Annotated in this window: 7 protein-coding genes; 5 read left to right on the forward strand and 2 right to left on the reverse strand. The window is 73.9% G+C overall.

Translation table 11 applies throughout. The features are described from left to right. The first annotated feature begins 13 nt into the window (after nucleotides 1-13). The 5 genes from ACFXOA_RS20175 (at nucleotide 14) to ACFXOA_RS20195 (ending at nucleotide 7,816) form a co-directional block, all read left to right on the forward strand. Nucleotides 14-1,501, forward strand: a complete 1,488-nt coding sequence (locus ACFXOA_RS20175) for an amidase (protein ID WP_385030006.1) — start codon at nucleotides 14-16, stop codon at nucleotides 1,499-1,501. A gap of 99 nt (nucleotides 1,502-1,600) precedes the next feature. Beyond that, nucleotides 1,601-3,820: an NADP-dependent isocitrate dehydrogenase gene (locus ACFXOA_RS20180; RefSeq protein ID WP_385030009.1), complete on the forward strand. Its 2,220-nt coding sequence runs from the start codon at nucleotides 1,601-1,603 to the stop codon at nucleotides 3,818-3,820. A 234-nt stretch (nucleotides 3,821-4,054) separates the two neighbouring features. Beyond that, entirely contained in the window at nucleotides 4,055-4,561 is a 507-nt protein-coding gene (locus ACFXOA_RS20185; protein ID WP_385030012.1) for a nucleoside deaminase, read from the forward strand. Between the two features lie 47 nt (nucleotides 4,562-4,608). Beyond that, nucleotides 4,609-6,270, forward strand: coding sequence for a helix-turn-helix domain-containing protein (locus ACFXOA_RS20190; protein ID WP_385030015.1), 1,662 nt, complete (start codon nucleotides 4,609-4,611; stop codon nucleotides 6,268-6,270). A 184-nt stretch (nucleotides 6,271-6,454) separates the two neighbouring features. After that, nucleotides 6,455-7,816 carry a diaminopimelate decarboxylase gene (locus ACFXOA_RS20195; protein ID WP_385030030.1) on the forward strand — a complete coding sequence of 454 codons (1,362 nt, stop codon included), beginning with the start codon at nucleotides 6,455-6,457 and terminating at the stop codon, nucleotides 7,814-7,816. Between the two features lie 51 nt (nucleotides 7,817-7,867). On the opposite strand, the gene ACFXOA_RS20200 is transcribed toward ACFXOA_RS20195, so the two are convergent. Beyond that, nucleotides 7,868-8,644, reverse strand: a complete 777-nt coding sequence (locus ACFXOA_RS20200; RefSeq protein WP_385030019.1) for a GPP34 family phosphoprotein — start codon at nucleotides 8,642-8,644, stop codon at nucleotides 7,868-7,870. Between the two features lie 176 nt (nucleotides 8,645-8,820). Beyond that, the gene (locus ACFXOA_RS20205) at nucleotides 8,821-9,885 is read right to left on the reverse strand and encodes a lipoate--protein ligase family protein (protein ID WP_385030021.1); all 1,065 of its coding nucleotides are present in this window, start codon (nucleotides 9,883-9,885) and stop codon (nucleotides 8,821-8,823) included. Between the last annotated feature and the right edge of the window lie 229 nt (nucleotides 9,886-10,114).

A 10,114-nucleotide genomic window follows, 5' to 3' on the forward strand; every position in this document is an offset into this window, starting at 1 on the left:
GGAGGCGGTGGCGATGTCCTCAGCAGACCCCACGGAGCGGACCGGTCCGAGCGGGCCGCCCAGGCCGTCGGAGCAGCCGTCCCCGCAGCCCGGGCTGGTGGACTGCGCCCGGCTGCTGGCCGAGGGCCGGACGACGTCGACCGGGCTGGTCGCGGCGGCGCTGGCGCGAATCGAGGCGAGCCGGCACGTGCTCAACGCCTTCCGGCAGCTGCGACCCGAGGCCGCGCTCGCCGAGGCCGCGGACGCCGACCGAAGGCTCGAGGCGGGGGAGCGGCTTCCGCTGCTGGGGGTGCCGGTCGCCGTCAAGGACGACACCGACGTCGCCGGCATGCCCACCTACTTCGGCTGCGACGGCGTGCTCCCGCCCGCCGCCGACGACAGCGAGGCCGTCCGCAGGCTCAGGGCCGCGGGGGCCGTCGTCGTCGGGAAGACCAACTCCTGCGAGCTGGGCCAGTGGGCCTTCACCGAAGGGCCGGCGTTCGGTGCCACCCGCAATCCCTGGAGCACCGCGCATACGCCCGGCGGCTCGTCCGGCGGCTCCGCGGCCGCGGTCGCCGCCGGACTCGTCCCCGCCGCACTGGGGTCGGACGGCGCCGGATCCATCCGCATCCCGGCCGCCTGGACCCACCTCGTGGGCATCAAACCCCAGCGGGGCCGGATCTCCGTCCACCCGCAGAGCGACGCCTTCCAGGGCCTCACGGTCAACGGCCCGCTCGCCCGCACGGTCGCCGACGCCGCCCTCCTCCTGGACTCCGCAGCCGGACCCCACCCCCGTGACCCGCACCGTCCGCCCGCCGTCGACGCGCGTGCCGCGGCCCGCCGCGACCCCGGCACGCTGCGCATCGCCCTGTCGGTGCGGCCCCCGCTCACCCTCACCCGCAACGCGCCCCACCCTGAGGTCGTCCGCGCGGTCACCGCACTCGCCGAGACCCTCGCCCGGCTCGGCCACCACGTCGAGGAGGCCAGACCGCGCTACGGGCTGATCGGCCTCTCCTTCGTCCCCCGGGCCACCGCCGGCATCGCCGAACTGGCCGCGCTGCACCCCGAGCCCGGACTGCTCGACCCGCGCACCCGCAGCGCCCTGCGCACCGGGACCCGCCTCGGCGGGCGGATCGTCCGGGCCGCCCGCGCCCGCGAGGTGCTCCAGCACGCCCGGATCGGCGCGTTCTTCCGCGACACCCCCGGAGAGCCGGGATACGACGTGCTGCTCACCCCGACCACGGCCGCCCCGCCCCCACGCGTAGGGGCCTTCGACCATCTCAGCGCCTGGCGCACCGACCTCGCGATGACCGCGGCCTGCCCCTACGCCTGGCCCTGGAACGTTCTCGGATGGCCGGGAGTCAACGTCCCCGCGGGCTTCACCCGCGACGGCCTGCCCCTCGGTGCCCAGCTCCTCGGGCCCTCCCGCAGCGAGGCCCGGCTCATCTCCCTCGCCGCCCAGCTCGAGGCCGACCGCCGCTGGCACGAGCACCGCCCGCCCTTCCCCGGGGAAGGGGCCTGAACGGTTCCGGCGGGATTGGCGCGGGCCACTGTGGAGAGGGGACCGGTCACGAGATATCTTGATGTCAAGCAATGTTGCAGACGTGGAGCGGAGCACCCGGTGACTGACTCGACCATCATCTATACGCACACCGACGAGGCCCCCGCCCTGGCGACGTACTCGTTCCTGCCGGTCATCGAGGCGTACGCCTCGACCGCGGGTGTCACGGTGGAGCGCCGTGACATCTCCCTGGCGGGGCGGATCATCGCGGGGTTCCCGGAGCGCCTCAAGGCCGATCAGCGTATCGATGACGCGCTCGCCGAGCTCGGCGAGCTGGCCACGACTCCCGGCGCGAACATCATCAAGCTGCCCAACATCTCGGCCTCGATCCCGCAGCTCAAGGCCGCGATCGCCGAGCTCCAGGAGCAGGGCTACGACCTCCCGGACTACCCGGACGACCCGAAGACCGACGAGGACAAGGACGTCCGCGCCCGCTACGACAAGGTCAAGGGCAGTGCGGTGAACCCCGTCCTGCGTGAGGGCAACTCCGACCGCCGCGCCCCCGCGTCGGTCAAGAACTACGCCAAGGCGCACCCGCACCGCATGGGCGCCTGGACCGCCGACTCGAAGACGAACGTCGCGACCATGGGCGTCGACGACTTCCGCTCGACGGAGAAGTCCGCGGTCATCGCCGAGGCCGGCTCGCTGCGCATCGAGCTCGCGGGCGACGACGGCACCACCACCGTGCTGCGCGAGTCCGTCCCGGTCCTCGCCGGTGAGGTCGTGGACGCGGCCGTCATGCGCGTCGCCGCCCTGCGCGAGTTCTTCACCGCTCAGGTCGCCCGCGCCAAGGCCGAGGACGTGCTGTTCTCCCTGCACCTCAAGGCCACGATGATGAAGGTCTCCGACCCGATCATCTTCGGCCACGCGGTACGCGCCTTCTTCCCGAACACCTTCGCCAAGTACGGCGAGGTGCTCGCCGCGGCCGGCCTGACCCCGAACGACGGTCTCGGCGGCATCCTCAAGGGCCTCGACTCCGTGGAGTCCGGCGCCGAGATCAAGGCGTCCTTCGAGGCCGAGCTCGCCGAGGGCCCCGCCCTCGCGATGGTCGACTCCGACCGCGGCATCACCAACCTGCACGTCCCCAGCGACGTCATCGTCGACGCCTCCATGCCGGCCATGATCCGCACCTCGGGCCACATGTGGGGCCCGGACGGCAACGAGGCCGACACCATCGCCGTCCTCCCGGACAGCAGCTACGCCGGTGTCTACCAGGTCGTCATCGACGACTGCCGCGCCAACGGCGCCTTCGACCCGTCGACCATGGGCTCGGTGCCCAACGTCGGGCTGATGGCCCAGAAGGCCGAGGAGTACGGCAGCCACGACAAGACCTTCGAGATCCCCGTCACCGGCACGGTCCGCGTCGTCGACGCCAGCGGTGCCGTCGTCCTGGAGCAGACCGTCGGCGCCGGTGACATCTTCCGGATGTGCCAGACCAAGGACCTGCCCATCCAGGACTGGGTCAAGCTGGCCGTCACCCGCGCCCGCGCGACCGGCAACCCGGCCGTCTTCTGGCTCGACGAGGGCCGCGCGCACGACGCCAACCTCATCGCCAAGGTCAAGACCTACCTGGCCGAGCACGACACCGAGGGCCTGGACATCTCGATCCGGACCCCGCAGGAGGCCACCGCGTTCTCCCTGGAGCGCATCCGCCGCGGCGAGGACACCATCTCGGTGACCGGCAACGTGCTGCGTGACTACCTCACCGACCTGTTCCCCATCCTCGAGCTGGGCACCAGCGCGAAGATGCTGTCGGTCGTCCCCCTGATGAACGGCGGCGGGCTCTTCGAGACCGGCGCCGGCGGCTCCGCCCCGAAGCACGTCCAGCAGCTGGTCAAGGAGGACTACCTGCGCTGGGACAGCCTGGGTGAGTTCCTCGCCCTCGCGGTCAGCTTCGAGCACCTGGCGACCACCACGGACAACGCGCGCGCCAAGGTGCTCGGCGAGACCCTGGACCGTGCCACGGGCACCTTCCTCAACGAGGACAAGTCCCCGAGCCGCAAGCTCGGCGGCATCGACAACCGCGGCAGCCACTTCTACCTGGCGCTCTACTGGGCCCAGGAGCTCGCCGCTCAGACCGACGACGCCGCGCTCGCCGAGGCGTTCGGTCCGCTCGCCCGGACGCTGTCCGAGCAGGAGCAGACCATCGTCGGTGAACTGATCGCCGTCCAGGGCAAGCCGGCCGACATCGGCGGCTACTACCAGCCCGACCCGGCGAAGGCGGAGGCCGTCATGCGTCCTTCGGCCACCTTCAACAAGGCCATCGCGTCCCTGGGCTGACCCCGGCGCCGCACCACGACCGCCCCGGCGGGCCCCGGCCCGCCGGGGCGGTCGTGCGTCCGGGGCCCGTCGCCGGCCCCTCGCCCGCTCCGGAATCCGCCGCGGCGCCGCCCGCCGAGCGGCGCTGCGGGCGCGGAACGCTTCGTGGACACGGGCGAGGCGGACTGGCAGGCTCCGGAACAGCCTGAGTCCTGTCCGGCACGGGCAGCACCAGCCGCGAGGAACGGGAGACGCATGACGAACGATCCGCTGACCGACGCCGAACTCCGGCATGTCGCACGAGCCGTGGACCTGGCCGGGGAAGCACTCGCCGCCGGGGACGAGCCCTTCGGATCCGTGCTGGTGGACCCCGGCGGGCAGGTGCTGCGCGAGGCACGCAACCTCGTACGCACCACCGGCGACCCCACCCGGCACCCGGAGTTCGAGCTCGCCCGCTGGGCGGCCGCGCACCTGGACAGCGGCGAACGCGCGGCATGCGTGGTCTACACATCGGGCGAGCACTGCCCGATGTGCTCGGCGGCCCACGGCTGGGCGGGCCTCGGCAGGATCGTCTACGCGCACTCCTCCGCCGAGCTCACCCGGTGGCTGGACGAACTCGGTGCCGCACCGGGGCCCGTGCGCCCGCTGGACATCCGGGCCGTCGCGCCGGGAGTGGACGTCCGGGGACCCGTACCCGCCTTCACCGACCGGCTGCGCGCGATGCACCGCGAGCTCCGCACCCGGGGCGCCGACCGCACCTGAGGGCCGGCGCCGCACCCGCCCTCGCGGAGGGCTCGTATCCTCGGCGCATGATGCCAGGAACGACCGGCGACGGACCCGGGCACGTCACGCTGAGACAGATCCTCGACCACGACGAGGACGGGCTCCTGCGCCTGCTGCTCGCCCCCGCGGGGCAGGACGTCGCCGTCCGCGGGGTGATCATCGGGGACGAGGGCGCGGCCCGTCCGCACGAGGGCAGGATCGTGCTGGCGACGGGCCTCGCACCGGACCTTCCGCACGCCTCGGCCGTCGTGGCGGAGACGGCCCGGCGCGGTGCGGTGGCCCTGGTGCTGCGGGAGTCCCCGGCGGCCCCCGTACCCGACGAAGCGCTGGCGGCGGCCGAGGAGCGCGGTATCGCCCTGCTGGCCCGCGCCGAATGGGCGGACTGGGCCGACACCGCGGCGCTGCTGCGTTCCGCCACCGCCTACGCGTCCGCGGGCCGCGGCGACACGGACACGGGCCTCACGGCCGGTGGGGGACTGGCGGCCCTCGCCGACGCCACCGCCCGGCACTGCCACGGCTCGATCACCGTGGAGGACACCCAGTTCCGTGTGCTGGCCCACTCGGCGACCGGTCCCGACGCGGACGGGGTCCGCCGTTCCACGATCCTCGCCGGCCGGGTCCCGGAACAGCGCGTCGCCGAACTGCGGCGCAGCGGCCTGCTGCGGACCCTGTGGACCTCCCAGGACGTCATCCACCGACCCGCCGACGGCGACAGCCCCGAACGCCTCGTCGTCGCCGTCCGCGACGGAGGGGAGATGCTCGGCTCCCTCTGGGTGGCGGCCGACGGCCGAAGGCTCTCGCCCGAGGCCCCGCGGGCGCTGCGCCGGGCCGCCGCACTCGCCGTACCCCATCTGCTGCGCCACCGGCTGAACGAGGGCGGGTCCCTCCGGCGCGAGACCCACGCACTGCGCGCCCTTCTGCACGGGCAGGGTGACCGGAGGACGCACCTGTGGTCGCTCGGACTCCGGCCCGGCCTCCCCTGCGCGGTCGTCGTCGCCGTGCGGGAGGGTCCGCGCGGCGAGGGGCCGGGACCGCACCGGACACTGGAGGCGCTCGCGGTCCAGGCGTCCGTGACCAGGCCCTCGTCCCGGGTTCTGCGTGAACGGGACCGGATCGCCGTGCTGCTCCCCGTACGCGACGGGTCGGCTCCGGACGAGGCGCTCGTGCTGGCCAGGGAGCTCGACGGGCTGGCGGCGGGAATCACCGGAACCTCGACCGGTCCCGGTGCCGTGCCCGTCCGGATCGGTGCGGGCCCGGCCGTGGCGTCCGGCCTCGACGCGTCGCACTCCTACGCCGCCGCCCTCGACGTGGTGCGCGCCCTCCGCGACCGGGAGGCCAGGGGGTGCGACGAGCGCCCTGTCCGCTGCGCGGGACCCGGCGAGATGGGGCCCACCCTCGACGCGCTGCGCATGCTCGACGCGGTCCGTCCCGTATGGGAGTCGGGCGACGGGCCCGTGCACGAGCTGATCCGCGCGGACCTCGCCGCTGGTGGTGACCTGGTGCGGTCCCTCGCCGCCTACCTCGCGACCGGCGGGGACGTCCCCGCGGCCGCCCGACGGCTGCTGCTGCACCCGAACACCCTCCGCTACCGGCTCCGCCGCGTACGGGAACGTTTCGCGCTCGACCTCGACGATCCGGACATCCGTCTGGTCCTGGCCCTGGCGGTGCGTCTGACCGGCGTGGTCTGAGGGCATTCGAGGTGGTGTTCGTCCCGGAGGACGAAAGGGCGGAAGCCCTTCGTCCCCGGCGACGAAGACGGAGGAGGGGCGCGGGGACGAGTCTGTTCCCGTGCCCGTCCGCCCCGCTCGTGAGCACCTGCCGCAGCCTGTCCGAAGGATTCCCGTGCCCTCCCTCAGCGACGCCGCCGCGCAGGTGGCCCCTCCCCTTCCCGACACCGCCCCGCCCACCCCGCGGCAGCGCGTCCGTGCCGTGATGCGCCGGGCCGCGGCCGACGGGCTCCTGGGGGAGGAGCAGCCGGTGGCCGGCTTCCTCGACGCCGAAGGGATCCGGTCCTCGGTCCGGGATCTCGGTGCCGCCTTCGCCCATGTCCCGGACGTCCTGCACACCTTCGCCGTCAAGGCGGCTTCGCTGGTGCCCGTGCTGCGGATGCTCGCCGGTCTCGGCATGGGATGCGAGGTGGCCAGTCCGGGAGAACTGCGGCTGGCGCTCGACGCCGGCGTCCCACCCTCCCGGATCGTGCTCGACTCACCCGCCAAGACCCCTCACGAGATCCGCGAGGCGCTCGCGCTGGGCGTCGCGGTCAACGCCGACAACCTCGACGAACTGCGCCGCATCGACGCCCTCCGCCCGGAGGGCTGCACCTCCGTCGTCGGACTCCGGGTCAATCCACAGGTCGGAGGCGGGTCGATCGGAGCCATGAGCACCGCCACGACGACGTCGAAGTTCGGTGTGGCGCTGCGCGACCCGGGAATGCGCGAGCGGGTCGTCCGCGCCTTCGCCGAGCGTCCCTGGCTGACCCGGCTCCACGCGCACGTCGGCTCCCAGGGCTGTCCCCTGGAGCTCATCGCGGAGGGGGTCGCGCAGACGTACCGGCTCGCCGAGGAGATCAACGAGGGGCTCGGCACCCGCCGGATCACCAGCCTGGACATCGGGGGCGGCCTGCCGGTGAACTTCGGTGACGACGAGATCCGCCCCACCTTTGCCGAGCACGCCCGCGTGCTCGCCGCGGCCGCACCGGGGCTCTTCGACGGCCGGTACGGCCTCGTCACGGAGTTCGGCCGCTCGCTGCTCGCGAAGAACGGGTTCATCGGTGCCCGGGTGGAGTACGTCAAGGAAGCCGGTGGCCGGCGGATCGCGGTCACCCACGCGGGCGCCCAGGTCGCCACGCGAACGGTCCTCATGCCGGAGGCCTGGCCCCTGCGCGTCGGCGCGTACGACTCCGACGGCCGTCCGAAGGGCGGTACGCCGGTCCGTCAGGACGTCGCGGGACCCTGCTGTTTCGCCGGAGACGTCGTCGCCCGAGACCGTGAGCTTCCGGCGCTGGAGGAGGGCGACTTCGTCGTCCTGTACGACACCGGGGCCTACTACTTCTCGACGCACTGGGCGTACAACAGCCTCCCGCGACCGGCCGTCCACGGTTTCGGAGCCGATCCGTCCGGGAGCGTGCGGCTGGCCACCGTCCGCTCAGCGCAGACGCTCGACGAGATCGCCGCCGAGAGCGGGCTCGCCCACGCAGGCGCCCTGGCCGGACTCGGCGCACAGGAACGGAGCTGAGCCTTCCGGGAACGCCCCGGCCCCGGGCGGGGTGCGGGGCACGCTCCCGCGTCAGTCGGCGTGTCCGCCCGCACCCCCGTCCGACCAGCCGCCCGAGTCCAGGGAGTGCGCGAGGCCGTGGCCGCCGGTGGTGACATCGGAGTACAGGTCGGCCAACTCGTTCCCGAGCCGGCCGGAGGGCGGGAAGGGGTGGGTGGCAGGGGCCCCGGAGCCCCCGCCGGCGAGCCGCGCGGCCTCCTGCGCGGAGGTGAGGTGCTCGGTCCAGGCCGCGGTCCGGGCCGTCAGGCGCCGACGGGCCGCGAGGCCCCGCACTCCCGGGTACACGGCCGCCGGGATGTCCGCTGTCCCGACGAGCACGGCCAGCGCGAGGTCGCGCCGGTCGGGCGGCGTGCCGGGAGCCGCGTCGATCAGCGCTCCGAGCCGGTCCACGACCGCGCGCCGACGGGCCACGTCCACGGAGACGACGTCGTGCCGGGTACGGCCGGCCGCGTCCCGCCACCGGCGGCACCTCAGGGCCTTCTGGTCCTCCAGCCGGGAGTAGTACTCGCTGACGAGCGACTGCGGAGCCGTGCCCAGCCACTCCCGGAAGGACGGCGGCGGGACCGTACGGCCGAGGCTCAGCAGAATGTTGTCGAGCCGGCGGTCCTCGACGGACTCCGTGCCGAGGACCTCGATCCGGCGAGGACCGAAGGCGATCCGGCCGGTCAGGTGCAGTTCGACCAGTTCCGAGGCGCGCAAGGCCGCCCGGAGGCGGTTCTCGGACCGAATCCGCGGACGCCGCCGACCGGTCCCCACCGCGAGCAGCAGCAGTTCGTCCCCCAAGGTCATACCGGCCACGGTAGGCGTGGAGGCACCGCGGAGGGGAGGCTTCCGCGACGGCTGCCCAGGGACCGGGAACGGCAGGGGGTGCCGGGCGCGCACGAAAGGGGGTGTCCGGGCTTCGCCCCCGCGCGGTTGCGGGACGAGACGCGACCGGTGGTGCGCCCGGTCCGCACACGACGTCCCTACGGCACGCGCGCGGTCCACCCCTCGGTGGCGAACTTCGTCCGCACGAGCTCCTGCGCCCGCGCCATCTCCTCCGCGGTGACCTCGCCGGTGGTCAGCCCGTAGCGGTTGCGGAAGGAGGCGATCATGTTCTCGATCACCTGCTCCCGTGCGAGGCCGGTCTGGCGCCGGAGCGGGTCCACCCGCTTCTTCGCGCTCCGGGTGCCCTTGTCGGACATCTTCTCCTTGCCGATGCGGAGCACTTCGAGCATCTTGTCGGCGTCGATGTCGTACGACATGGTCACGTGGTGCAGCACGGCTCCCGGGCCGCCGTCGGGGCCGACCATCCGCTTCTGGGCGGCTCCGGCGATCTTGCCGGCGTCGGTGGCGATGTCGTTGAGGGGCTGGTACCAGGCCTTGATGCCCATGTCGCCGAGCGCGGCCAGGACCCATTCGTCCAGGAACGCGTAGCTGTCGGCGAAGGAGAGCCCCGACACCAGTGACTCGGGCACCGAGAGCGAGTAGGTGATGGTGCTCATCGGCTCCACGAACATGGCACCGCCACCGGACACGCGGCGCACCACGGTCATTCCGTGCCTGGCCACCCCATCGGGGTCCACCTCGTTCCGCAGGGACTGGAAGCTGCCGATGACCACGGCCGGCGCGGCCCACTCCCAGACCCGCAGGGTGGGGGGCCGCCGTCCGGCCGCCACCTCGGCGGTGAGCACCTCGTCCAGCGCCATGTGGAGAGCCGGGGCCTGCGGTTGTGCGTGCACCAGCTGCCAGTCGTAGTCGCGCCAACCCGTCGCGCGGGCCAGCGCCCGGCGTACGGCGACGCCCACGCCCTCCGCGGTGAGCCCGAGCATGACGGTCGACTCCGGCAGCGCCGCGGTGATCCTCGCCCCCAGGCCCGCCGCGTCCGTCGATGAGGGGGCGCCCTCCAGGGCCTCGTTGATCGCGAGGATCGCCTCGTCGGGCTCCAGGAAGAAGTCCCCCGCGACCGTCACGTCCCGCAGGAGGCCGTCCTCGACCTCCAGATCCACGACCACGAGCTTGCCGCCGGGCACCTTGTACTCGCCATGCACGGGCGTGCTTCCTTTCGGCGGGTGGGGTGGAGCGCCTGCTTCCGCTCCTCCGTGTGGTGGGAAGCGTACTGAGTCGTGGCCGTTCGCCGGGTGAGGCGGACCGCGGTTCCCCGGGGCGGGGGGGGGGGGGGGCCCCGGGGGGCCCCCGCGCCCACCCCCGGGACAGGCCCCGCGCGGGCCCCCCCCCCCCCCCCGCACACCCCCCGGGGGGGGGGGGGCGCCACCGGGG

Origin of the sequence: Streptomyces sp. NPDC059166 (assembly GCF_042755185.1) — a bacterium.
Lineage (GTDB): Bacteria > Actinomycetota > Actinomycetes > Streptomycetales > Streptomycetaceae > Streptomyces.